Raw genomic sequence first — 26,624 nt, 5'->3', positions numbered from 1 at the left:
TAATCATACTATATTAATAATTCAGTTATCAAAAGATTAATGCTATAAAAACAATTATTTAAATTAATTGATATTAATATATCACATAATCTTTAGCAAAAACTATACCATATTACAATTTTTTCAACTCAGAAATAGTAATCGTGTACAATGATTCAATTTCTTTAATCAGCTCATCATATTCCATCGATTGTTTTTCGTGAGAATTTAATTCCATTGTTTTGCAGACATCTGCCAGTTTTTTGGCACCGATATTCAAGCTTGCTCCTTTTAAAGCGTGAGCAGATTTTGAAAGATTCTCAAAGTCACGTGACATGTTATAATTCTTGATTTTATCAATTAATTCAGGATACTGGGTGATATAAAGATCAATGATTTCTTTAAAAAAAGAATTATCATCACCACCAAGTTCCTTAAGACCATCAATAATCTGTAAATCGAGTAGATCTTCAATGTTGTCATCAGCGGCAGTATCATTTTCCAGAGTTCCTCTTAAAGCCTGTTCTCTTTCGATAGACTCAAACAAAGCTTTAAAATTACCTTTACCGAAACTACGAGCACCTTTTCTTTGAATGATTTCAAAGAATAGAGTAGGTCTATCTTCAACGGGTTTCGTAAAAATCTGTAGTAAGTATCCATCATCATCCTTATCAACGAGAATACCGAGATCCTGCAAAGACTTAACATCTTCATCAATTTTTCCGATTCTGCTTTCAAGTTCAGAATAATAAGTTGTCGGTACAGTTAGAAATTCAACACCTCTGTCTCTTAAACTGTTAACAGTACCAAGTATGTCCGGTGTTGCAAGAGCAATATGCTGAATACCGGGTGATTTATAGAAATCAAGGTATTCTTCAATCTGTGATTTTTTCTTGCCTTTAGCAGGTTCGTTGATTGGTATCTTAATCTTACCAGTACTATTTTGCATAACCTTGCTCATCAGTGCAGTATATTCAGTTGAAATATCCTTATCATCAAAAGATAATAACTGATTGAAACCGAGTACTTTTGCATAGAACTCAACCCATGTCAACATTTTCCCTAATTCAACATTTCCTACCATATGGTCAACAGCTTTTAAATTAGTGTCCGTTATTCCTTTCAGAGATCTGTGGGAAGCATCCACAAAACCGGGAAGAAACAATCCCTTAAAATTATTTCTTTCTATGAATGAATGTATTGTATCTCCAAAAGATTTTATAGATGACTTAACAATTGTTCCGAAATCATCTTTAAATTCGGTCGGTTCCAAAACGGGAACTGCACCTCTTTTGACTGTCTCATGGAACGATTTAGCGGCATCATCGACTTCAAATGCTACATCACGAACTCCATCGCCATGCAATTTAACATGCTCAGGAATAAAACCAGTATCATGATAAGCCGTAGTGAGGATAAATCTTATTTTTCCTTGTTCGAGAAGGTAAGAAGCGAAATCTCTGTTTCCAGTTTCGAGTCCAGAATATGCGGTTAGTTTAAAACCAAAAGCGTACTGATAATAAATTGCAGATTGCTTTGCGTTCCCGCAAAAGAACTCAATATAATCTATCCTTTTTAAAGGGAGAAAATCTTCCATAGTCTTTAAGTTATTTTAATTATAATTGAAACAACTAAATAACACAAATTAATTCCAATTTTAATACTTATAATCCCGAGGATCAATGCCCAGTTTTGTAAGCTTCTGCCTAAGACTAACCGGATGAAAATTTATTGTTTTTGCAGTTGCCGCAACATTACCGTTACAGAGCTTAAGATATTTCTTTATAAAAGTGATTTCAAAATCTTTAATGATATTTTCCTTATTCTCGTTGTAATCAGCAGAATAGTTTCTTTTACTTTCATTACTAAGAATATTAGAAGGAAGCAGATCAAGAGTTATCTTCCCATTATCACACAGAATTGAAGCTCGTTCCGCAACGTTCTTTAATTCACGTATATTGCCTGGCCATTCATAATTAAGCAAAACATTCTCAACAGAAACATCTATTACGGGAATAGACTTTTTCAGTACGATACTCTGCTCGGTAATAAATTTATTAAAATAGAACTTTATGTCTTCCTTTCTGTCCTTCAGACTAGGCAGATGGAATTCGAAAACATTAAGTCTGTAATATAGGTCTTCCCTAAATTTACCTTCAGCTATTAACTGCTTAATGTCTTTATTTGTTGCAGCAATAACGCGGACGTTAGTTGATTGTATGCGTGTATCACCAACTTTCGAAAACTCTCTTTCCTGCAAGACTCGTAGTAGTTTTACCTGAATGACCGGGTCGATTTCACCAATTTCATCCAAGAATATAGTACCGTTATCAGCAATTTCAAAATAACCTTTACGGTCTTTAACGGCACCAGTAAACGAGCCTTTTACATGTCCGAATAGTTCGGATTCAAGCAGCTGAGGAGGTAAAGCAGCACAGTTCAAAACTACAAATTGCTGGTTTTTCCTGTTACTCATTTTATGAATATACTTAGAGAGTACCTCCTTACCTGTTCCATTAGAACCTGTTATAAGAATAGTTGATTCAGTATTAGCAACTTTTCTTACCTCGTTAAGCATTTCTCTAACTTCCTTGTTAGCAGTAAGGTATTCAAATTCTTTTTCACTACTATGTTCTACAGATTCAAGTCTCTGTTTCAGAAGTATATTCTCCCTTAAAAGATGAATCCTTTCGAGACCACGTTGCAGAGCTAGCAACAATTCCTCTTTGTTAATAGGTTTAGTGAGGTAATCGAAAGCACCAATTCGAATGGCATCGACTGCCGATCGGATTGTGGCAAAAGCAGTTATAAGAATAACGATTAAGTCTTGCTCAATCCTTAACGCTTTTTCTGTAAGTTCGATACCGTTCATTCCCGGCATGTTAAAATCAGTTATCATAACATCATACTTAAACTCATTAATACGTTCAAGAGCCATTTCACCGTTATTAACAGTTGAAACCACATGCCCCACATCCTCGAGTACTTTTTTAAGTATTGCTATAGTTGTTGCTTCGTCGTCAACAACCAAAATTCTCCCCATATCCCTTAAATTTTAGTTTGACAGAATTATATATTTTGTTATTTGTTTAAAATCATTTTTTTCGTGTTGATATTTTCTCCATCAACGTTTAGAATATAGAAATAAACTCCGGATGGAAAACTTGCTGCATTCCAGTCGGCGGAGTATTCGCCAACGGTCAGCATTTTATTTATAAGCACATCTACCTCCCTACCTAGAATATCATAAATCGATATTTTTACAAGCGATGATTTAGGAATACTAAAATTAATCTTCGTTGCAGGATTAAACGGATTGGGATAGTTTTGCTTTAAACTAAATTGGTTCGGAACTACATCAGCAATCTTGTTAATATCTACCGAACCGCCAGCATCAGAAAGTCTTTTAGCGAAATCCTGATAATACTGATTTGCAATTAAAGAATCATATATTATCATCATGTTTTCATCGTTACCATTATCAGCTGCGTTTGAATAGTTAAATGAACCTGTTTCTACAACAGGATTGCTTGATAACAAATCGGCATCAATAACAGTATATTTACTGTGCATCTGTGCACCATAATAGTTTTCAAGAAATACTTTTGCCGGAGGATTCCAGGGTGAAGAGCCTCCAATTCCTTTCATTTCAAGATAAAGGTTATTAGAAACATTTGCTTGATCAAAAACACCCCTTACCATTAATGAAGGTGGATTATATTTTGCTTTCATCTTATTAGCAATAGTAAATAAGGTGTAAGAAAGGATAGCAAAATTAATTGATTTATTTGGTTCATTATCGATTAGTACTCCAAGCCTTGTAGCCTGGTTGGAAGGTCCAAAGTATATTTCCCATCTTTTACCATTAACATTAAAAATCTTAGGGGTGTTATCAAGTTTAGCACTACCCCATTTTGAATTTGCAAGATTATTTATGTCGTTGTGTGAACCCCACATTTCTTCGAATTCACGTGTATATGCATTACAAATTGATTCATCCTGAACAAGAATTACATTCTGTGCATCACTGTAGAACTGCTCGTTTGTTATGTTTGCAGAGCCGCCCCAAAGCCATTTCCTGCTACTCGCAGAGGCAGATGTATCCCTTCCGTCAAAAATTAAGAACTTATGATGCATTATATATGAGCTTGAAGGTCTGATTTGAACCCGTACTCCGGCATTTATTAAATCCTGCATTAAAGGTTGTATACTACCATCCCTGTAATCATAAACGATTCTTAATTTTACACCACGAATTAAAGCATTAATTAATTTATCTCTAACAGTAGTAATTTCGTTGAACGAGTATATTGCAAAATCTATAGAATACTGTGCAGAGTCAATCCTTTGTCCAAGACGAGTCACGAAATTCGAACTGCCGTTAGCTTTATTATTCGGTAGTGCAAGAGACGTATCAGATGGATAATTGAAATAAACTTCCACCTTGCCTGTAGATGTTGGATTAGAAGCAGTAGAAAAATATTTATTTGCATATTGACTCGTACCGTTAGTATTTGTAGAAGTTATCAACGCCTGATAAATCTTTCCGGGTTTTAAATTAGTAAGATTAATACTGTGCGATGTAACCTGATTAGAGTTATATACTGAATCTGTATAAACTTCGGGTTGTCCAATTGAGTCTGAAACAAAATATTTTACTTTTGTATCACCAAGAGCTAATGTTGAAAAACTCATAGTGATAGATGTAGACGTAATATTAGATTCCATAGGTACACCGGTAATGGAAGGACCCCCGGAAGTTATTATTATATCATTCAAATCTCTTGGTAGTATTTGATATCCACCTATATAAGGGGCACTTGATTGAAACTGGCTATTTAAAGCAATAATAGAGAAAGGATACTCTGGAATCTGTGTGTTGGCAATATTCGAAGAAGCATTTATTCTAATATCGCACGAATCGTTGCCAACAAAAAGTCTGTAATTTCTACCCGAACCGGAAACTGTCCACTGAGTAGCGATTCCATACGGAGATATACTCTTAATAGCTGTAATACCGTTTATTCTAATTAACCTTGCTTCATAGGTTTCTCCGTCTGTTCGTATCTGCTCTGGAGTGACCACAATAGGAACCGGAGTGTTTATTCCTGTTGCCAGTACCTGATACGAAGTAACCGGCTGAAGTTCAGTAAGACCGTTGTACTGAGTAACAACTCCTGTTACCTGAACGCTGTCACCTCTATTAACATTAGGACCGAAGGTTGCATCGTATCCAACCAAACCTGCTGATGGTACCTGAAAATAAACTGTAGGAACACCAAACTCACGACTTGTAGTAACAACACCTCTTACAGTAATAGTTTGTCCCAATAGTAAAGATACACCATCCGGACCCTGACTCCTTGCAGAATCAATAGTAATAACTTGAGCATAAACATTACCTATTAATGCAAAAAGTACAGCAAAGAAAATTGATTTATTAAGCATAAGTATAATTTTTAAATATTTGTAGTTTCAATATAACAATATAACTATAATTTAATTCTGTTTCCGTAAACTTTTAGAGTAGATGAAATAATAATACCATTTGGTTCTTCTTCAAGTTTTCTTTCAACCTCTCTTTTCAAAACAGATATATCTTCATTGATCCCTTTTTCAAGAGTCATTTTATTATAAGCATAATTATAAGGCGATAAATATTTATACTCATATTTGTCAATAAGCTCCTTAAACTTAGGTAAATTCTTGACCCATAAAAAAGATTTGTCATCCCAAAATATAAGTTTCCAATTAGGATGTTTAGAAAAATATGATATACAAGTGCTTTCCATTTCTTTGGGATCACGAACAAGATCGGGAGCAAGATATATGACATAATCAATATTATACTCTTCAAGTTTTTGCTCAAAGCCGGGACGTTTCAGAAGAATTTGCTGATATTTCGTAAAAATATCATCATTAAGGTTCCTACTGTCTATGAAATTCTGTTTTCCTTCAAAATTCCATACGAAAAATCCACCGGTGCCAAAATGATTAAAAATTCTTTCTCCTATGTTAGTAACATTATTATGCTTCATAAAATCGAACATTGCAGTCGGAATAAAATCTGAATTTATACCCGTACCGGAAATCCTGTAATACGTGAGATGTTCAAGATAAAGTTTATTGTTCGGAATATTAAAAATAAGAAAAAGAATGAATACACCTAAAGTAATTTTTAATGGAGGTCTATGAAGAATAAAGTCCTTAATGTTTTCGTTTTTCAGTAGACTAATATAATAGTAAACCGAAACTGTGGTAAATACTAACGTAATAATAACAAAATCAACAGTAAAACGCATAGCTCTCACCGAATAAAAAGCAAATGCAATATACAGTATTGCAAAGAACCAATCCTTTTTCTTAACTGCATAAAAAATATTGAAGACACCAAAAATAAGAAGAGTTTTATAAATATACGAAACAAAACTATCTGTATACCTTGAAGCAAAAGGGGACATCCATTCGTTTACTGTTTCAAGCATTTTCATCTTGGTGTGTTCGTAAGCATAAACGTAAGTCTGCACGAAATTTGGATTAACAAGAACCATCAAAGCAGAAATGCTAAGTATTGTAAAAAGAAAAATCAGTTCCTTCTTTGAAAGTGGTTTGATTGAAGAATTATTCCCAGGTTTGTAAGTACCTGCAATTTCAGATAAGAAAAATATTACCATCAGAAATCCGCCTGCAATAATTCCCATATGAAAATTAGCCCAGAGAAGAAATATAAGAGGAATAAAGTAAAGAATTTTTTTGTTACCTCTGTTGAAATATCGGAAATAACAAATAATGTAAATAAGCAGCGCAAAGAAAATATACGACATCAAATGAGGTCTCGGAGTTAGCCTGTCAATCATTCCAAATGAGAGCACAAGCAGAGCAAAAATGCTTAATATGCTACTTACATTAAACCTTTTTAGTAAGATATAGAATACGAGGAAAACCAAAATAATTAATAAAGATCTAAATACAGACAATCCTTCGTATCCTGATAATGAATAAATGAAATATGTAATAACATCCCAGCCCCATTCAAAAGGCATCCATTCTTGACCCTGTGTCATGTATCCGAAAACATCAACTGAAGGGACATGACCTGTTTGTAAAACTAATCTACCTGTAGCGAGATGCCAAAAAACGTCATCATCACCTGTGATTTTGAAAGTAGTAAAAAAAACAAGGAAAATTAGAAAAATTCCTAATAGTGAATAATTTAGAATGGGGTTTTCCTTGTAGTCATGTACTTCAACGCTTTTTATTGATTTTTTCTTTACTTTAGCCATAACTTAATTCAAATCCGTCGAAAGTCTGTACCTGACAATTCTGTTATTATCCGTATCTGCTATATATACTACTTTATTATAGAAGGCAATTCCTTTCGGATTGTTGAATTTTCCGGATTCTGTCCCTAAACCACCGAAAGATTCGGACATTAATTTTCCCGTAACATTGAATTTCCAAAGATAATTTCTGTAAGAATCAATAACAAAAACACTCTGGTTAGGATCCTGTACAACATCATCAGGTTTTCCGAATTTGGCACTAACAATACCCAATGATGATTCTGTATACTTTGGATCATATGTTCCATTTACGTTATCATACGTAAACCAAAGAACTTTATTAAGTGTCGTTGTATCTGGAGTGCTTCTCGTAATAATAAAATCAGTTAAACTATTTCTTACTCCACAGATACCGGAAACATTTTCAATTGAATAAAAACTGCTACCAGAGGACTGAAAACCTGGAAGGACAGTTACAGTTTGAGCTGTAGTTCTGCCAGTAACTTTTAAGATCGCATTCCCAGGATCAATACCAAATTGATCTTCTGGTCCAACTCTTGTTATTAAAACTGAATTATCAGTTAGAACTGCAATACCCGTAAACTTCCTAAGAGTGCTTGAATTAGGTGTGGCATATGTTGACTTTATATATGTTGACTTAGATGCATTAGAAATATTTCCCCCTGCTTCAACAATATTAATTCTGTATACTATACTTACAGTATCACTTGTCGAGACGACAGAATCCGCTATCACAAGCAGGTCGAAATTATAATCCTGAGCAAGTTTTCTGGGATTATTGATTGCAATCTCCCCTATTGTTCCCCCTGCAATATCCATCTGAACAATTCTGTTGTTCTTTGTATCAGCAACATAAACGAGAGGTTCATTTCCTAGAAGTACATCTTCAGGTCTGTTAAACCCATTCCATACCGGAGTCTGAAGAATATATAAAGTGTCAGCAACGTTTATGTTACCGTTATTAGAAATAGGAAATTGCGCGAGATCCAACTTTTCCCCGCACCCATTCAATAACAAAACTGTTATCAAAAACAGAAAAATATTATTAACTATTTTCATTATTTATTTTTCTCCGGTAATATTAAGTTTATTGAAAATCTGTGCATGTATCCCCAGTCACCATAATTTGCGAGTGAATAATTAACACCTACCTTTGCGAATGAAACAGGTACATTTACACCCGCTCCTACCGAAAAGTTTTCAGCATCTACATTAAATTTATAACCGCCTCTAATGGTAACCATTTCTTTATAGGAGTACTCAGCACCCACATTAATATATTCTTTGTTATCATTAGGGCTATTAAGCTGAATGCTTGTGGTAACTCTATTATTTTGATTCATCCACGGTTCAAAAGCAAAACCAATTTTAAATAATGTTGGTGGAGGAAATTTCTGAAATTCAGAAACTGTCCTACTGCCAATCAGGTCAACAGTTCCGGATGGAGAAACCTGTGCTCCAAAGTTAGCAATAACAACGGCAAACCTTGTTGTGCCAAGACCTGTTTTGTAAAAAGTTGCTAAATCACCGAGTACTGTTCTCATTTTAAGTTCACCTAAAGCTTCTTCGACATACTTTACGGTAACACCAAAAGAAAACTGATCGGTAAATTGTCTGGAATATGAAAGTCCAACTGCAAGGTCCGAAAACCTGAAATAATTTCCTGTCCCGTTAGGTTGAAATTCAGTCGTTACTTTCATGTCTTCAGTTCTGAATGAAGTAACACTTATACCAACGGCATTGTTACCCCCAAAATGATAAACGCCGCCAAGATGCTCGATTCGTGAATCCGCAAACCATGCAGTATGAGTAAATGATAAGCCATTATCTTTAGTAAGAACGAGTCCTGCAGGATTATATTGTAAAGCAGAGAAATCGTCTGAGACAGCTACAAAAGCTTCCCCCATCCCAGTCGCACGAGCATCCGTTCCTATTTTCAAAAACTGAAGCGAAGAAGTCCCGGTTCTTTGTCCACCAAGGTTAGGAATTAACTGCGCATGAACCTGACCAGCTATCAGTAGCAGAACTAAGATTAATATTTTATGCTTTATTGACATTATATTTAAACTTTTTAGAATTTAATTGATACTCCGAATTTAATAGTGCGCGGTGCAAGATACCTTGCCGGGTTAAACGGATAAGGATCTAGTGGTGCCTGCAAGTCCGGATACAATGGATCGTTCCATGAGTTCGGAGTAGGATCTCCATACTCATAAGCTCTTCCGGTTACCGGATTTAATATTGTTGAATTATTGTTGTTAAATAAATTTTTTATCGACAAATTAAAAACCACATCCAGATTATAGATGTTAATATATTTATCAATATCAAGGTCAACATAGAACCAGTTTTCACCTACATTGGCATAAAGATTATCATAATCTGTTGTATATTCAGGTCTTCCATCGTCAAAGTATCCTGTCAATATCTGAGGTGTATACCGCTTCCCTGACTGGAAGAATAATCTTGTTTTGATGTTGATGTTATCAAGAATATTTTTTCCAAAACCAAAAAGTCCTTTTCCTTTTTCAATTTTAAAGAATAGGTTTGCAGACGCTGTAATTGGCCTATCCCAGCCTAAAAAGTTTTCAGAAATGGTTTCCTGTAAACCACGGGTAGCGACTAAATATCCCTGATCAGAAGTAGAACTTTTTCCCGTCGCTACGGAATAAGTGAAATTAAACTTACCATTAAACCAGCCACCGATTCTTTTCTTATACTCAATCTCAATACCTCTTGTTCGGGCATAATCCTGATTAAAATAACTGATAAAAGATTTACCTATATATCTTCCGTCATTAATAATAATGTTCTTTGTTGATACATAATCATAAATGTTCTTGTAATATGCGGTAATTGTTAATACGTCATCGCTGGTAAACTGATTTCTTATACCAAGTTCGTAAGAGACAGTTGTTTCCGGATCCAGGTCAGGATTGCCAAACTTCTGGTACGATGACTGCGCTGACTGCGGATTTAGCTTTGCATAAACAAACTGAGGTTTAGGCCGCTTATTAAAGTGACCATAAGAGAAAAACAAAGTCTGATTGTTTGTAATAGGATGCGAGATTCCAACTCTGGGTGATAAACGACCTTTCCATCTCATTCCAAACAATTCATAAGTGTTTTCAAGATAACTCTTTCTAATGTCATCAGGAATTGTTACAACGTCAGGATTCTTTACTGCATCATCAACCATTTTTCCGGGGAACCAGTAATCAAACCTAAGTCCGTAATTTAAGATCATACCTTTTATCTGAATTGAGTGCTGGGCATATATATCACCAAATGCAGGATAAACTTTGTATACATCATTATTAAGACCAAAAGGTTTTATCCAGGGTTGATAAATATCTATCAGTTGCATTTCCTGAAAACTTGCTTCAATACCTGCTTTAAATTTGCTTGAAGGTGTGAAATTATTAACAATATCAGCTTTTGCAGTGTATTCAACAACGTAGTGATCATGCCACGTATAGGGATTTCCTACATCATAAAATCCGTTACCCGGTATAATACCCGTCCGTGTAGAATCGATTGGATAGTAAACAAACGGCGGTTTAACTATATCGAATGGTTCACTGTACTGATCCCAGTTTAAGCCGTTTGCATCCGAACGAAGATTTGTAAAGAAACGAGTTAACTTAACTTCGTAGTATGTTTTAGGACTTGTAGTATGAGTCCAAGCTAAAGTATGAAATATAGAATTAGATGAGTAAGTGTTCGCATTATCAAGAATTTCCTGGAACTGAAACTGATAGCCGGGTGATGGCTCAACATATTCAAGATTGTTCTGTAAAGAACTTGAATTCTGGTTTATGGAAACAGACTGATTATAAGAATATGAAAGTTTCATTTGTGGTGTAAATTTCCAAGTAATCTTGCCAAGCCATAACCAGTTATTATCTTGTCTTGGAGCAAATTTAGTTCCACCGAAAATACTGGAATAAACACTATTAGCTTTTCCGATTCCGTTCGAGTATAAGTTTTCTGATTTTAATCTATTGACAAAGAAACCGTCCGATAGTCCCATGTAAAAATTACCAAAAAAAGTAATCTCTCCTGGAACCTTTATTTTAAGTGCTGGAAGTATATACTTAGAAATTGGTTCGGGACCTCCAAGGTTGAATTCAACAATATCAGTATTAAAGCTTACTCCCGAATTTGGACCCCAGCCAAGAAAATCACCGAGATTATCACGTGAATATGAGAGAAACATGTTGTATTCAGAGAACCTGCCCTCTTTTGTTCTTGCGGTAATGACACCGCTTGTAGCCTGTCCATATTCAGCATTGTACCCGCCTGTTATGACTTCAACCTCTTCGAGAGAGTTGGCTGATAGCTGAAGACCAAAACCTGTTCCGGACAGCGGATCCTGTACAGATACTCCGTCAAGAAGGAATGAGTTTTCATAATTACGACCACCTCGAATAAAGAGTTCGTTGTCATCCTTAACAACTCCGGCTTGTTGTTCGACAATATCCTTAATGTTATTTACTATATTTTGAGTAATCTCATCACTTGAAATTATATGAGAACTTGATGTCTGCTCGATATCAAGTAATGGTCTGTCACCTACTACAACAATTTCCTGATCGACAGTAAAAGAAGTCACTATTAGAAAAATGTTAAACTCTCTGTTTTCAGCTTGTGATATTTTAACATCCGTATACTCTACTGTTTTGAAACCAATATAATCAACAGCGAGTGTATATGAACCCGCAGGAATATTTAATATTGAGTAGTTTCCTTCTGAATCAGAAACTGCACCTAAATATGAACCTTTAATCTTTAGCGTGACTCCTTCAAGAGGAATACCTGCAGAATCCTTGACAATACCAAAAAGCGAACCGAGTTGATCCTGTGCATTTGCAGAAACAACAAAAAGGATAAAAATTAGAATTAGAAAAACTTTTTTCATATTTTATTGATAACCAAATTCGTTAATAATTATTTTACGCATCAAAGCTTTTGAGTTTACCGGATTTCCGTTAAGAAAATAAACCGGCATACCCATAAAAACAATATTCGGGTTTGAATCAGTATTTTTTATAGCTATGATAGGACCTCCGCTTGAATCTGAACAAGCAACTGTATTAGGCAATCTATAAAGAACAACAGCATTGGATATTTTCAATCCCCTAGTTCTTTGAACAAGTGTGCTTGTCGAAATAACAGGATAAGAAGGATCTACGTTAACAACACTGACATTACTCAAAAAGGCAATTGTACATGCAGCAACACTATCAATAGGTGCAAAATTTATAAGAGTACCCTGTTGAGCGGTTTCAGTATTAGGAAATCCCGTAGTGAAAAAAAGTTTTTTCCCTGCTTGAGTAAAAAAAGGAAGACTTCTTTGAGCGAGGTCAAAGTTTGCATTATCTGAAGAAATATTCCCCCTGCTGGCACTCCAGATAACAATATCGTAAAGTTTCAATGTCTCGATAAACATTGGATTAATAATCTTAGGTATGAATTTACCGTTGCCTGACCTAATATCGAGTGTATCATATTTTATTGTATCCATAGCATTATAAAAGAAATCAGCTGCTGTATTCATTTCAGCAAGTGGTTGATCTTTTACAATAAGTATCTTAGAGTTTACTTTCTGTACATAGAAGAACTTAGTCGTATCCTTCGGCATTCTAACAATTTTACTGTATGCTCCAGCATTATCCTGTACCTTCATGTATAACGCATTGGGTGCATTTAGTACAAGACCGCTGTCTTTTGTTAGAGTCATTGTGGTTACTGAACCGTTTATAATTTTAAAATTATTGGTATCATTTAATGACCAATAAAAATATCGTAAAGTCGCATTTCCATCCGGATCTGTCGCAGCCCATTTGAATGTTGTAACCGGATAAACGGTATCAGGTATTTCAGTACCGGCAAGAAAATCCATCGTTGGTACAGAATTTAAAGTCGGATAAAGATTTGATGCAGGTGTAGGATCGATTAAGCCTTTATCATCAACAGCAGCAACATAAAATCTGAATGTTGTATCATTACCGTTCATCTGCAGTAGAAATGTACTGTCACTTTTTGTTGTAAATGACCATTGTGAAACCGGCGTAGTTGAATCGAAAGAAAAATAATATCCTGCAATAAAGCCCTGAGGGGAATCTCCCCACCATGATATTTTTCTCAGTGTAGAACCGGGTGAAATAATACTGTCAGGAAATAACGATAAATACGTGTTAGGAGGAAAACTTCCAACATCACCTGTAATTGGATCCGAACAGGAAATTATGTAAACGCTGCCAATTACTAATAAAATAAAGAGTAAACTTTTTTTCATACCATATATTTAAGCTTGATTCCCGGCATATAACCGGGAATCAAATCTTTTAAAAAACTATTTAATTAATACCATTCTCTTCGTGTTCACAAATCTTGAACCATCGTTACCATCAGCGACAACCTTGTAAAAGTAAACACCGCTTGCAAAGTTGTTAGCTGTCCAATCAACCGTATATGAACCAACAGGCATACTTCTGTCAACAAGTTTAGCTACTTCTTTTCCAAGAACATTGTATACCGTTATTCTCACATTGCTATTAACCGGAAGTGTAAACCTGATTTTTGTCACAGGATTAAACGGATTAGGATAATTTTGCGAAAGTGAATACGATTTTACTATTTCATTATTGTTGATGATACCAACTGGTATTACAGTACCGAAGTCAGTATTCCTTCTTGGAACCATTTTATAGTTACCAAATGAATAGTATAAAATACCCTGAGTAAACATAATACTGTCATTCTGAGTGAGTAATGTCTTTCCGGTAGTAACACCGTCCCAATTATTCGTAAAGGTATGTCCACCGTCCTGCAATTCAATCCTTGCATCAATATTAGAATTATCTCTTACTAGAATTTCACCATAATTCCTCCTGAATGCAGTGTCTATTAATGTTTGCCTTGAGGTGCAGGAAATACCGGAACCTGCATTTATACATGTAATCCAGAAAGGTGTATTAAACCTCACAAAAACGGATTCCCATTTTTCTATTGTTGTATCACCATCAAGTTTGTTGTTAGCGAGCTCAGCAGTCGTAAGGTTCTGTACGTCTGGCAGAGGATTACCGGTTGAAATTAAAGTAATATCTGAAGCTGCTGCAACATTAATTCTTGTCATACCGTTTGATTCCTCAACAACACCTTTTACTCTTACTCTATCACCTCTTTTTAATACATCAGTTGCATTATTGTATATCCAAATGCCACTCCAGACTCCTGTACCATTTTGAATAATTACTCTTCTGGGTGATGTCTGAGAACCACCACTTGAACTAAAACTAAATGCACGGATATCAGAAGTATCAGCAGTTACAATTCCTTCAATACCTCTGACTGTAGCACCATTGAAGCCGCTGTATCCGCCATTATTAGGACACCACTGCACATCCTGAATAGATAACGAATCGTTTGCAAAAACTTTATAAAAAAGTTTTGATTTTAAAGTATCTGCAGGGAAATTTTTCGAACCACCGTTGTTATCAGTTGCCTTTATAAAATATTCAACTAAATTTCCAAGTGCCTGAGGAGGCATTTTTGTGGAATATAGATTACCTGTTACGAAAGGCATTACTTTACTTTCAAAAGCACCTCCATTTACCTTCCAGAATACTCTTACTTCTGAAATTGAATTTGGATTTAATGCTGGGTCTAATACTGAACAAGTAACAGAAACGCTATCGTTTGGAGTTGGAACTCCCGGATTTCGAGTCACAGAAGATATCTGTGGTGGAGCATTACCAAGACTTAAATCGCTTGGATATATCGGAACAATCGCGTAAGGTAATTGTGTCCCAAATGCGCCTTCATTATTTGCAGCAATGATTACACCTCTAACGTAATTCACATACGTTCCTGCAAGAGGATGAGTCCATGGTCGAAGAGTATCACCTGATGGTTGTGTAGAAAAGAAATTTGAAAAATCTCTCATATACAATTTATTACCATTTTCATCCACTACACTCCACGGTTGACGATTACCAATACCAGTACCTATTGTAACGTTCCTGATTTCAACATACATACCTTCGTATTTCTCACCGTTTACATAATTTATTGTTCCGCCGTTTGGATAATCACCCTGATTAAAATCTGTAATATTTACGAGTTTCGGTATTGGACGTGAACCCGTGCTTTGAAGGACAGTTATCGTATACCCTGAAGTCGTGTCATGGTCGATCTGTGTTAATGAATTTGAATATCCTGTTGCAGGAAACTCCTGTATTATACCGCGAACTTTAATTATTGCACCGGTATCAACCAGGTCTATTCCTGTTTGGGGACCTCTGCCGCCCTGACGAACAACAATACCGCCAAATAGTCCATTTGCAGTATCTTGCATGTAACATGTCCATGATGATGTTCCCCTGAGTAAAGTCCTGAAATCATTTGTCGCAGGTGAAACCCTCGGTGGAGCTAATACTCTTGCAACGATCTCTACCGAGTCGCCAAGTTTATCTGACCTGTCTTTACCGAGTGCAAGAGAGTCATCTGCTTTATACTGAAAGAATTGAATTGTAACAGGATTCCATGTAAGCACTTGTTCATATATATTGAATCCAAGTGAATAGACAATCAATGTTACAATTGCTGCTAAAGGTAAAAATTTTAATTTCTTCATTTTGATTTTGATATATTTGTTTGAATTTAATAAAATTTTATTTTACAACTAGAAATTTACCCTTTTTAATTTCTCCCGTAACACTATTCTTTACCGTGAAGAAATAAAGACCGGAAGCTATCGATTGCTCGTTTTTCGAAATAAGATCCCATGCATGTTCCCCTCCGGCAAATTTCTGAGTTCCATCAGAATAAGTTTTGAACCATTCAATATCATTTCCATTATATGTAGCAGCATCGTGGTCAAACCTGTCAACAAGGTCCCCGGCAATTGTCCATATTGAAATTTCACATTTCGAAGGTAAATTAAAGAAATATATTTTTCGAGTAATCTCTTTTTTAGTACCTGTACCGTCCCATATAGCACTCCCGTAATACGGATTAGGATAAACTCCGATATCCTTGGAACCGTCATCAACCGGAGTTGTACCTACGACTATTCTTTTTGTATTAGATAGAATACTGCTTTCAAGTGAAGAAAGGTTTTGTGAAGAATCCCCTTTATCGTATGAAGTTATAGTATAAACATACTGAAATCCATTTAACTGGTTTGGAAAATCAAATTTATACCAATATTTATTTGTGTCGTTTGGAAAAGTTTTAAAGGAATTCATTTTAATAAATCCAAAACCTGTATTATTATAATAATTATTATGGGAACTGTCAAAATCAGCAATAAGCTTCATTTGTGACAAAAGATCTTGATTTAAATTGTTATTTGATTGCGGATCAGTCCTGTATAGTTTGTACCCTTCAAAATCATATTTACCTGAAATTGGGTCTTTTGAATACTCTGAATTGTTTGACCAGTAAAGAGTAACATTATTGCTCGTTACTTCTGCACGAGTAATTGGAATATCAGGTGGGGACGGAAGTTTGTATCCATTGTCATACGCACGTTGAGCCCAAAACGCATTATTATACAATTCGCTCTTTTGGTAAGATGAATCCCATTGAGCCGGGTCTGTTCCGTATTTCTTCGCACATACTACTGCAAAAACTACATTCATTGTATCTTGCTGGTATCTGAGCGAAAACGGTGAACCATCATTCTTTTTGTAAGGTCCGTATGAAAGCAATGTCACCCTGTTACCAGGATTCAACCTTAATTGGTCTATTCTGGTTGAATCTATAACAACTCCCGGAGCAAGAAATCCCCTCAATTTGCTGTATCTTTGCTGGTCGTCAGTTGGTGAAAAATAAACGGGATCAGTTGTATTCCTAAACTGCCAAATAGTCCATTTTGACCTTACTGTATCTGTAGATGGTTTTGGATTAACGCCAAGAAGTTTCACAGAAGCGTAATTGTCAGTGTAACCGATATCACCCGAATGGTCGTACGCATATTCAAGATTCATCGTATCTATATAACCATTTGCATTTTTCGAGAAAAATGATGTTCCTGGATTACATCCTGGAGTAACATTGATATTTCTAACAACTAAATCTTTCCACATTCCTACATAAATTGAATCTATCTGAGAATTATCACCGTTATAGCCAATGTTAACAATCTTATAATCCAAAATTACAAAGAAATTTGCAAAATTCAGGTCATAAGTATATGATTCAAGCATTACCTTTATGCCGAGTGGATTATGATTTTGAACTCCTGACGTAGTTGTATCATAAAATTCACAAATGAAATCTTGATGAGAAACTGCATCCGGTGCATAATATGGTGATGTTATAAGAGAGGATTTTTCAGTTATTATGGATCCCGGGGCATTGAAAAATTCAAATCCTTCTTGCTTTGAAGGATTGGATACATCAATAGCACCTGTAGAAACTCGAATTTGTCCGCCCTTAACACCCCCTACCCATAAACCTCCTAACCATACATTTTCAATACCTGAGTTCTTAGGAAACATACCTGAAGGTTGTGTTCCGCAATATCCTTTACCTATAGTTCCAAAATTTGTAACTGTAAGTGAAATATTTCCTATTGTTGTGTATTTGTTGTTAATGTCATCCTGTGGTTTGGTATGAAGAGTTCTGAGACTTGCTAAGGTAAATGATAATACTGCAAATAAGAAAAATACAGCAATAATCACCCTTCTTATGCTTTGAAAATGCATTTTCAATTTGTAATTAATTTTCGATAAATGTAATAATAATAATTGCTTAATTTAACGTATTTATATTAAAAATTCTATCAAAATATTAGATTATTAATAGTTTTACGATTTCTTTAAGTGTACTAATAATAGTATTGCATAATATATTGACTTACTTTATGCATCGATTAATAATTAAGTTTTAAAGAGTAAGCAGACTACGCATTAGATGTAGTCAATATAATGGCATAATATTAAAATTAAAGTAGCATTTTGAAAGAATAAACCCTGTGTGAATTATTTTTAACGACAATTTTAAAAAATAATTAAGTATTTTGGGATAAAATAATACTTTAATGCATATAACAGACTGGTTAATAATTGCAGTATATTTCGTTATATCTTTTTTAATAGGATATATTTATAAGAAAAGAGCTGGAGCATCAACCGAAGATTTTTTCCTGTCCGGGCGTAAACTTCCTTGGTGGATTGCTGGTTTATCTATGGTTGCTACAACTTTTGCCGCAGATACTCCGCTTGCGGTTACAGAGCTTGTTGGTAAAAACGGAATTGCGGGCAACTGGATTTGGTGGAACATGCTCATTGGAGGAATGCTGACGGTATTCTTCTTTGCACGATTATGGAGACGGGCAAATATTCTGACTGATGTTGAGTTTATTGAACTCAGATACTCGGGTAAGTCAGCCGCATTTCTTAGAGGATTCAAAGCCGTATATCTTGGTGTTTTTATGAACACAATAATAATGGGATGGGTGAATCTTGCCATGATAAAAATTCTTATGGGTATGTTTCCTGAATATATTAATATGGACAATGTACTTATTTATGTTGGACTTTGTATGCTTGTTACCGCTGTTTATTCGGCTCTATCTGGTTTGTGGGGTGTTGCTGTTACAGATGCGTTTCAGTTTATTCTCGCAATGATCGGTTGTATTGTACTCGCAGTAATAGTTGTTAATTCAGATCAAATTGGAGGCATTGCTGGACTCCAGTCAAAACTTCCTGATTGGGCATTAAAGTTTACACCGGTTGTAAATTCTGAAACTGAAACCACATCTACTGCGGGAGTCCTCGCAATATCGTTGTCATCATTTCTCGCATTTATTGCAATTCAATGGTGGGCTTCCTGGTATCCCGGTGCGGAACCTGGAGGAGGAGGTTACGTTGCCCAAAGAATGATGTCTGCTAAAGATGAAAAGAATTCCTTGCTTGCAACATTTTTCTTTCAGGTCGCTCATTACACAATACGTCCATGGCCATGGATACTCGTCGGACTTTCAGCTATTATCTTATATCCGGATCTATCTATGAATGATAAAGGACTTGGTTATGTAAAAGCGATGAATGATTTTCTTCCTGTTGGATTGAAGGGACTTTTGCTGGCTGCTTTTTTTGCTGCTTATATGTCAACAATTGCCACACACTTGAATTGGGGGGCATCATATTTTATTAATGACTTTTACAGAAGATTTGTTAAGAAAGACAAAAGCGAGAAACACTATGTCCTGACTGCAAGAGTAATGACAATGATTTTTATGATGCTCTCAATTGTCATTACATTAATGATGGACAGTATTTCCGGAGTATGGAGTTTTGTTATGGAATGCGGTGCTGGGCTGGGACTCGTACTGATTTTAAGATGGTTCTGGTGGAGAGTAAACGCTATTTCTGAAATTGTTGCTACAATAACACCTTTTGTCGTTTACGCTGTTCTATTTTTTGGAAAAATCAATGTACAATTTCCGAATTCTCTTTACATAATCGTTCCGATAACAACAGCTGCATGGTTGATTACTGCTTTCTTAACAAAACCAACTGAAGAAAATATACTCGCTAATTTCTTAAAACAAATTAGACCGGGTGGTATTGGCTGGAGAAAATATAAAAATAAATTTCCGGACGTTAAAACCGATAAAGGCTACGGTTATTTATTTTTAAGCTGGTTTCTCGGAGTAGTACTAGTTTATATGTTTTTATTTGGTATTGGAAAATTTATTTTTGGAGAGTATTTAAATGCAATGGTTTTGATATTAATTGGAATTATTGCGGGATTTTTAGTTTTTAAATCTATTAACAAACAAGGGTCAATACTCGAATAATTTGAAATTACTTTACTTATTCAAAGAGGCTATACGTGGATTTTCAAGTGCGAAATTGTCGACTATCGCATCTGTAATTACTATTATGCTCTCGATTATACTTATTTCGATTTATTTTCTGTTTACTATTAACTCAAGCAGAATTATTAAGGACATAAAAGATAAGGTGGAACTTGAAATATTCCTTGAGGATGAACTTAGTAATGAAGAACTAATTTCTCTTCGTGACAAAATTAGAATTATTGGGGGTGTAAAGAGTATTAATTATATCTCCAAAGATGAGGCTGTAAAAATTTTCACAGAGGAGTTCGGCTCAGAAATGCTGGAAATTTATGATTACAATCCCCTTCCTGCCTCTTTCAGAATTAATCTCTATGAAGAGTATAAAACAATTGAAAGGCTAAACAGGATAAAATCTCAACTCGCTGAAATGAAATTCGTAACAGATGTGAAGTTTCCGGAAGGAAATCTTGAGCTGATTGAATCTAAAACCTCAGGCTTTTTATTTATTAACCTGATTATAATGATTGTGATTACAATTTCTTCTGTATTTCTGGTTTCAAACACAATACGACTTATAATTAATTCTCGGAAAAAGATTATTGAAACATTCAAACTTCTGGGAGCGACAAGAGTTTTTGTGATGATTCCGTTTTTATTTGAGGGTTTTATTCAGGGACTTATTGGCAGTCTTCTTGCAATTGGTACTATGTATCTGTTTTTGACAATGTTTGTCATGAAATTTCAGGCATCAGAAATTAAATTCACTTTTATGGATACAGACATTATATTGTATCTGATATTAACAGGAATAGTGCTTGGTGTTTTGGGTAGCTATTTCTCTGTATTAAAATATTTAAAAATTCAAAATTAAAACAAAATGATATGTTAAAAATTGGCGATAAAGCACCCGACTTCAGCCTTCTTTCCGACAGCGGTAAGAAGTTTTCACTGAAAAATCTTAAAGGACACAAAATAATTCTTTATTTCTACCCAAAGGACAATACTTCCGGTTGTACGAAAGAAGCTTGCGACTTTAGGGATAGTATTAAAACGTTCGAGAATAAGGAAACTGTCATTCTTGGTATCAGTAAAGACAGCATCGAATCCCACAAGAGTTTTAAATCAAAATATAACCTTCCTTTTGCGTTGCTTTCTGATGAGGAAGGGCAAATGGTTAATGCTTACGGTGTGTGGAAAGAAAAGAACATGTATGGAAAGAAGTACATGGGAATCGAACGTACAACTTTTCTTATAGATGAAAAGGGAAAGATAAAGGAAATCTGGAATAAAGTGAAAATACCCGGACACGTACAGGATATAATTAGCAAATTATAGAATCATTTATATGGGCGAGATAACGATTAAGTCAGTTGATAATGAGATAGATAAAATGCGTTTTATTAAATTTCCTTGGGAAATTTATAAGGGAGATAAAAACTGGGTACCACCGCTTATTTACGACGTTAGAAAGAATCTCGATACTATGCGTAATCCGTTTTATATGCATGCAAAATTGAAATTGTTTCTTGCGATGGACGGTAATACTATCGTCGGTAGAATCGCCGCCATAATCAATGATCACCATAATAAAAAATACAACGATAAGGTAGGATTTGTAGGATATTTCGAATGCATTAATTCAAAAGAGGTCTCTGCAATGCTATTCGATGCTGCAAAAGAATGGCTTCTGGATAATTTAATGGATACGATGCGTGGACCTATTAATCTTTCTATTAATGACGAAGTCGGACTGCTTATTAATGGTTTCGATAAGTCTCCCGTTCTCCTCATGCCTTATAATCCTGAATATTATATAAAACTTTTCGAAGGCTATGGATTCATTAAAACTAAAGATTTCTTCGCTTATATTTTCACTCAGGATGATGCTGTGAAAAATCCAAAATCAATGGATAAATTGGAAAGAGTTGGACAAATTGTTCTTAAACGTGAAAATATTAAGATAAGAAAAATTGTTCTCAAGAACATCGAAAATGAATTGATGAAAGTTATGAAAATTTACAATGAAGCATGGGTTGATAATTGGGGCTCGGTGCATATGACCGCTGATGAATTTAAGTATGTTGCTTCATCTTTAAAACCATTAGTTGATGAAGATATCGTTTATTTTGCGGAAGTCGAAGGCGAACCTGTCGGGTTTTCGTTATCATTACCGGATTATAATCAGATTTTTAAAAAAATTAACGGAAGACTCTTTCCTTTCGGCGCTTTTAAAATCCTTACTGGAAGGAAAAAAATTAATTTTATTAGAGTCATGATAATGGGTGTTATTCCTAAATACCAGAAAAAAGGTATTGAAGCCGTTTTCATTAACGACACTATTAAAACCGGTTTAACAAAAGGTTATGAAGGTGCTGAAATCTCTTGGGTCCTGGAAGATAATATTCCTATGGTACAAACCGCTGTAAATCTTGGTGCTAAGATTTATAAGACCTACAGAGTATACGATAAGAGAATTTCGTGATGATTTTTATGTATATCTTTGACTCTGATTGTTGTTTTATTTTTTCCTGTAAATAACCCGCCTGATTTTTTAATTAAGTTCTCATACCTTTACTTAACTTAATATTTTATCTGTTAACATTAATTAGTCTTTTGTAAATTTCCCCCATTTTTCAGAGAGCATACCCATTGATTTAATCGTCACAATGCCACCTCAATAAACCTAAAACTTATTATTGCAATTACTAACAATATTATATACATTTAATAAGATTAAATGAAAGGAAATTATTATGGAAATAAAAAAATCAAATGGAAAAATAAACATCTGCTCAGAATGCGGTGCGGAAGTTTCAATTGACGATTTAATTTGTCCTTTCTGTAAAGCTGATTTAACTGAAATTCTTGAAACGTTTGGTGAAGTTGAACTCGTCAAATCCTATCAAAGTGATTTTGAAGCTCAAACTGCAAAAGCACAACTCGATGAGGCAGGTATTAAATGCTTTTTATCAAGTGATAATGAAGGTGGTATGATTCCTGCACTGTCTTTATCTATAGGTATCAAACTTATGGTTAATAAAGATGACGTCGATAAAGCTAAAGAGATTCTAAAGGCAATGAATATGTTTTAGTTACCGATGATTTCTGATTTCTTGGATTCAATCTCTTTCCATATTTCATCGGGAATGCATTTGAATAACGCTTTATAGATTTTATCCAATGATTCTTTGTATTTTGAATCAGGATATGATGGGACAGAACTGATTAATTCATCACCGTTATATATCTGTAAATAATCAGAATATCCACCGTCAGGTATTTCGCTGCTCGGCATCTGTTCAATTCGTTGATTAAGTACTTTGCTTTCTCTAATTTCATTTTGCAGAGTTTTAAACATATAATCGTTAATTTCAACATTGTAATTAAAAGTACTTTTTTCATTTCCCGAATACCCGGTTTTATATACCAGCTCTGCATTGCCGTCATTACTTATTGTTAAAGTATAGTTATACTTGTAAGGTGGAGGCAAGGAACCGGCATCGTATGTGTATTTTATCTTCGTCCACGAATTCTGTGAACATGCTGAATCTGAAATTAATAGTGCTGTAAACAGCATAAATATTCCAAACTCTTTTATACGCTTCATACCCATCATTCTTTGAACTTTTAATTATAATTTATACCTGACATTATTTACTTTTGTTCCCAATATATAATTTCTTTTAATTAATGGAACTTTAATGAACATACTACATGTTATATTCACAACTTAACAATAAAACAATGAAAAAAACATTAGCTACAGCTTTTTTACTGATGAGTCTTTTCTTGTCAGTTAGTCATTCTGCCACTTATAGGATAATGGTAGGTGCGGGAGGAGATATGGTGTTTTCTCCTCAGAACATTACTACAGTGATGGTCGGTGATACTATTAGATGGGTTTGGGAAACTGGTTTCCACAACACTACATCTACAACCATACCGGGAGATGCAACTTCATGGACATCACTTATCACAAGTACAGATACAGTATTCAGTTACGTCATTCAAGTTCCCGGAATTTACAACTATGAATGCACATTTCATCCGGGAATGGTAGGCTCTTTTACTGCTGCTATGACTGGAATTGAACAAACAGGTGTCACGGCAAATTCATTCAAGCTCTCTCAAAATTACCCAAATCCGTTCAATCCTGTAACTCGGATTAGTTTTTCAATACCCCAAAATAATGTTGCCGTTCTCATAGTGTACGATGTTACAGGTAAAGAGGTCGCAGAATTATTAAATGAGAACCTGAATGCAGGAGTTTATAACGTTACATTCGATGCTTCTAAATTCGCTTCGGGTGCTTATTTCTACAAACTTACCTCGGGAAATTTTACAGATATTAAAAAAATGATGTTAATAAGATAATTTGTATTTTATAATAAAAAAGGACAGGCAGCCCCTGTCCTTTTTTATTTTGTCACTTTATTTCAAAAGAATCATAGATTTAGTTTCACTGAATTCTCCCGCTTTTAACCGATAGAAATAAACTCCGCTTCGAAAGTTTAATCCGTTAAACTTCACGGTATAGCTTCCTGCCTCCTGTACACTATTCACAATAGACACAGCCTCTCGGCCAATTGCATCATATACTTTTAAGCTTACAAATACCCTATTCTTTATCGTATAAGTGATATTAGTTTCCGGATTAAAAGGATTCGGATAATTTTGTAATAGAGAATATCTTTCAGGTATTTCATCGGAATTAATTCCAATGGATGTCGCACCTGTATTAAATGTAAAATAATTTAAAGGAGCATCTCCGGGAAGTTGTGCTCTTATTCCTAATGTGTCAAACGCTCTTATAAAATATTTATAATTTGAAGGAGTACCGTTGCCTGCTATATCTGCATAATATACATTTCCTGTATCTCGTGTCATTACAGTGCTGTCGGTTATATTGCTTGAATTTCGGCTCCAGAATAATTTAACCGAGGCTGGATTTGGATTTGCATTAACAACAGTCGAATTGCTTAATTCAATTCTTACCCTGTATGGTCCCGCTGTAATAATAGTATCATTAAGTTGAGTATGCGTTATCGTAAGTCCGAGTAGTCTCATAGCATTATAAACATTAATCATTCCCATTCCGTATGTGTTGTCTTCTCCCGCAGTTCCTAAATCTGTAGCACTGAAATATAATGCTAATAATGCCATTTTCCCTGTTATTGCTGGTGCAAATGACCTTAATAGTGCAACCGACCCGGCAGCATGAGGTGCTGCCATTGATGTCCCGGACATCGTTCCATAACTCGGTGAAAGTAAACTCGACCTGACGTTTACTCCCGGTGCTGAAACCTCGGGCTTTATTAAAAGTGAACCTGTTCCCCCGCATTTAGACGGTCCTCGGCTGCTAAAGCTTGCAATCGGATATGAAACATTATTTCCGTCAAGCGCACCTACAGTAAATGCATTCACTATATTTGTGTTTATATTCTTTGGTGCAGTGACGCTCGAAGACCCGGGACCGCTGTTGCCGGATGACCACACCACTGGAACTCCTGCTGCCTCTAAAGTTATTAGAGTTGCTTTAAATGTTCCGTTGCATTCATTGCCTGTTGGATCACTCGAGTTCCATGAACAGTTTATTACACTCGCCTCATCTCTGGTACTGGAATTTGAATCCGGGTCCATACCCCATTGGAAAGCGCTAATCCCAAAGTTCGTATAGTTTCCGGAACAGCTTCTTCTTGCTGCTATCCATTTCGACCCGAATGACACTCCCACTGTATCCCCTGTTGCAATACCAAGTCCGCACATTATGCCCATTGTATGCGAACCGTGGTTCGTACAATATGTCGGGAATGACGTACCCGCTGCATCGTACCATGCGTGATACCAGGGAACTGTTAAACCTCTCCATTTGTAATTGAACGCAGGATGATTTCCGTCAACTCCGCTGTCAACATTCATCACAATTGTTCCCTCTCCTGTTATACCAAGCTTCCAGAGTACATCAGCTTTAATTGCCTTCAGTCCTATCTCTACACCGTTTATGCTGTTCGATATAACAGCTTCCTGTATATTTTCATCATCAAAGTTTAATGGATTATCAACCTCAATGTAGCTTACATCCCCTCTCAGTGATATTTGCTTAATAACTTCAGCTTCTGCGTATGCAGATATTGCATTAATAATCCAGAAATCTTTTATTTCGGTCACTCTGTTTAAACTGCCGTTATACCTAAGATAATTAAGAAGTGATGATTGAGTCTGCCTTGCTTTATCCTTTAATCCGTCAAGCAATAAACTTGTCCTCGTATCTTTATCAAGATTATCCGTTTTCGCTTTCACCATAAATCCGTCAACATCAAATTTATCCGATAGATGTACTATTATCCGTACTTTTTCCGTATTATCATACAGTGTTATTATATCAGCAAGCTGATCTGTCATCTTTCCCCTGTTATACTGTGGATAAGCAAGTGAGACGAATAATATGAAAATTAATAATGTAAATATAAATTTTTTCATATTTTATTTATTTATTTGTTTATTTTAATGATTGATTCTAT

Annotated in this window: 18 protein-coding genes; 6 read left to right on the top strand and 12 right to left on the bottom strand. The window is 35.2% G+C overall.

The window, feature by feature from the left end:
* Positions 1–112 precede the first annotated feature (112 nt).
* The 10 genes from hppD to WC644_04190 form a co-directional block, all read right to left on the bottom strand.
* Positions 113–1,576 (bottom strand): 4-hydroxyphenylpyruvate dioxygenase, encoded by a 1,464-nt coding sequence (gene hppD, locus WC644_04235; GenBank protein MFA5011143.1) that lies wholly within the window; start codon positions 1,574–1,576, stop codon positions 113–115.
* A gap of 60 nt (positions 1,577–1,636) precedes the next feature.
* Positions 1,637–3,022, bottom strand: coding sequence for a sigma-54 dependent transcriptional regulator (locus WC644_04230; protein MFA5011142.1), 1,386 nt, complete (start codon positions 3,020–3,022; stop codon positions 1,637–1,639).
* 38 nt (positions 3,023–3,060) lie between these two features.
* Entirely contained in the window at positions 3,061–5,427 is a 2,367-nt protein-coding gene (locus WC644_04225) for a phospholipase D-like domain-containing protein (protein MFA5011141.1), read from the bottom strand.
* 44 nt (positions 5,428–5,471) lie between these two features.
* Entirely contained in the window at positions 5,472–7,262 is a 1,791-nt protein-coding gene (locus WC644_04220) for a hypothetical protein (protein ID MFA5011140.1), read from the bottom strand.
* Between the two features lie 3 nt (positions 7,263–7,265).
* Complete coding sequence (locus tag WC644_04215; protein ID MFA5011139.1) at positions 7,266–8,273, bottom strand: hypothetical protein; 1,008 nt, start codon at positions 8,271–8,273, stop codon at positions 7,266–7,268.
* 68 nt (positions 8,274–8,341) lie between these two features.
* A complete protein-coding gene (locus WC644_04210; protein ID MFA5011138.1) occupies positions 8,342–9,340 on the bottom strand; it encodes a PorV/PorQ family protein in 999 nt (332 codons plus the stop codon).
* 14 nt (positions 9,341–9,354) lie between these two features.
* Positions 9,355–12,204 (bottom strand): TonB-dependent receptor, encoded by a 2,850-nt coding sequence (locus WC644_04205; GenBank protein MFA5011137.1) that lies wholly within the window; start codon positions 12,202–12,204, stop codon positions 9,355–9,357.
* A gap of 3 nt (positions 12,205–12,207) precedes the next feature.
* Positions 12,208–13,584, bottom strand: coding sequence for a hypothetical protein (locus WC644_04200; protein ID MFA5011136.1), 1,377 nt, complete (start codon positions 13,582–13,584; stop codon positions 12,208–12,210).
* A gap of 57 nt (positions 13,585–13,641) precedes the next feature.
* Positions 13,642–15,924: a T9SS type A sorting domain-containing protein gene (locus WC644_04195; GenBank protein ID MFA5011135.1), complete on the bottom strand. Its 2,283-nt coding sequence runs from the start codon at positions 15,922–15,924 to the stop codon at positions 13,642–13,644.
* A 37-nt stretch (positions 15,925–15,961) separates the two neighbouring features.
* Complete coding sequence (locus WC644_04190) at positions 15,962–18,007, bottom strand: hypothetical protein (GenBank protein MFA5011134.1); 2,046 nt, start codon at positions 18,005–18,007, stop codon at positions 15,962–15,964.
* Positions 18,008–18,336: 329 nt separating this feature from the next.
* Between WC644_04190 and WC644_04185 the strand changes: the two genes are divergently transcribed.
* From WC644_04185 to WC644_04165, 5 genes are all read left to right on the top strand, one after another.
* Positions 18,337–20,100: a sodium:solute symporter family protein gene (locus WC644_04185; GenBank protein ID MFA5011133.1), complete on the top strand. Its 1,764-nt coding sequence runs from the start codon at positions 18,337–18,339 to the stop codon at positions 20,098–20,100.
* Between the two features lies 1 nt (position 20,101).
* Complete coding sequence (locus WC644_04180) at positions 20,102–20,974, top strand: permease-like cell division protein FtsX (protein ID MFA5011132.1); 873 nt, start codon at positions 20,102–20,104, stop codon at positions 20,972–20,974.
* Between the two features lie 11 nt (positions 20,975–20,985).
* Entirely contained in the window at positions 20,986–21,438 is a 453-nt protein-coding gene (gene bcp, locus WC644_04175) for a thioredoxin-dependent thiol peroxidase (protein MFA5011131.1), read from the top strand.
* A 10-nt stretch (positions 21,439–21,448) separates the two neighbouring features.
* Positions 21,449–22,585, top strand: a complete 1,137-nt coding sequence (locus WC644_04170; protein ID MFA5011130.1) for a hypothetical protein — start codon at positions 21,449–21,451, stop codon at positions 22,583–22,585.
* A gap of 271 nt (positions 22,586–22,856) precedes the next feature.
* A complete protein-coding gene (locus WC644_04165; protein MFA5011129.1) occupies positions 22,857–23,195 on the top strand; it encodes a DUF2007 domain-containing protein in 339 nt (112 codons plus the stop codon).
* Here the strand turns inward: WC644_04165 and WC644_04160 are convergent.
* Positions 23,192–23,710, bottom strand: a complete 519-nt coding sequence (locus WC644_04160) for a hypothetical protein (GenBank protein MFA5011128.1) — start codon at positions 23,708–23,710, stop codon at positions 23,192–23,194. The two genes, WC644_04165 and WC644_04160, sit on opposite strands and share 4 nt — an antisense overlap.
* 137 nt (positions 23,711–23,847) lie before the next feature.
* Here WC644_04160 and WC644_04155 point away from each other — a divergent pair, with 137 nt between their 5' ends.
* Complete coding sequence (locus WC644_04155; GenBank protein MFA5011127.1) at positions 23,848–24,477, top strand: T9SS type A sorting domain-containing protein; 630 nt, start codon at positions 23,848–23,850, stop codon at positions 24,475–24,477.
* A 57-nt stretch (positions 24,478–24,534) separates the two neighbouring features.
* Here the strand turns inward: WC644_04155 and WC644_04150 are convergent, their stop codons facing one another.
* Positions 24,535–26,583 (bottom strand): S8 family serine peptidase, encoded by a 2,049-nt coding sequence (locus WC644_04150; GenBank protein MFA5011126.1) that lies wholly within the window; start codon positions 26,581–26,583, stop codon positions 24,535–24,537.
* Between the last annotated feature and the right edge of the window lie 41 nt (positions 26,584–26,624).

The organism is Ignavibacteria bacterium (genome assembly GCA_041649015.1).
Classification (GTDB): Bacteria; Bacteroidota; Ignavibacteria; order Tepidaquicellales; family Tepidaquicellaceae; genus CAIKZJ01.
The sequence above is the reverse complement of the archived record's forward strand: the minus strand, read 5'-3'. Positions and strand labels throughout refer to the sequence as shown.

Bases quoted from the DNA above. Each gene is read 5' to 3' on its own strand.
- WC644_04220 (MFA5011140.1), bottom strand. From the start codon at position 7,262: ATGGCTAAAGTAAAGAAAAAATCAATAAAAAGCGTTGAAGTACATGAC.
- WC644_04170 (MFA5011130.1), top strand. From the start codon at position 21,449: ATGGGCGAGATAACGATTAAGTCAGTTGATAATGAGATAGATAAAATG.
- WC644_04185 (MFA5011133.1), top strand. From the start codon at position 18,337: ATGCATATAACAGACTGGTTAATAATTGCAGTATATTTCGTTATATCT.
- WC644_04210 (MFA5011138.1), bottom strand. From the start codon at position 9,340: ATGTCAATAAAGCATAAAATATTAATCTTAGTTCTGCTACTGATAGCT.
- WC644_04160 (MFA5011128.1), bottom strand. From the start codon at position 23,710: ATGAAGCGTATAAAAGAGTTTGGAATATTTATGCTGTTTACAGCACTA.
- WC644_04150 (MFA5011126.1), bottom strand. From the start codon at position 26,583: ATGAAAAAATTTATATTTACATTATTAATTTTCATATTATTCGTCTCA.
- WC644_04195 (MFA5011135.1), bottom strand. From the start codon at position 15,924: ATGAAGAAATTAAAATTTTTACCTTTAGCAGCAATTGTAACATTGATT.
- WC644_04200 (MFA5011136.1), bottom strand. From the start codon at position 13,584: ATGAAAAAAAGTTTACTCTTTATTTTATTAGTAATTGGCAGCGTTTAC.
- WC644_04205 (MFA5011137.1), bottom strand. From the start codon at position 12,204: ATGAAAAAAGTTTTTCTAATTCTAATTTTTATCCTTTTTGTTGTTTCT.
- WC644_04165 (MFA5011129.1), top strand. From the start codon at position 22,857: ATGGAAATAAAAAAATCAAATGGAAAAATAAACATCTGCTCAGAATGC.
- hppD (MFA5011143.1), bottom strand. From the start codon at position 1,576: ATGGAAGATTTTCTCCCTTTAAAAAGGATAGATTATATTGAGTTCTTT.
- WC644_04155 (MFA5011127.1), top strand. From the start codon at position 23,848: ATGAAAAAAACATTAGCTACAGCTTTTTTACTGATGAGTCTTTTCTTG.
- bcp (MFA5011131.1), top strand. From the start codon at position 20,986: ATGTTAAAAATTGGCGATAAAGCACCCGACTTCAGCCTTCTTTCCGAC.
- WC644_04225 (MFA5011141.1), bottom strand. From the start codon at position 5,427: ATGCTTAATAAATCAATTTTCTTTGCTGTACTTTTTGCATTAATAGGT.
- WC644_04230 (MFA5011142.1), bottom strand. From the start codon at position 3,022: ATGGGGAGAATTTTGGTTGTTGACGACGAAGCAACAACTATAGCAATA.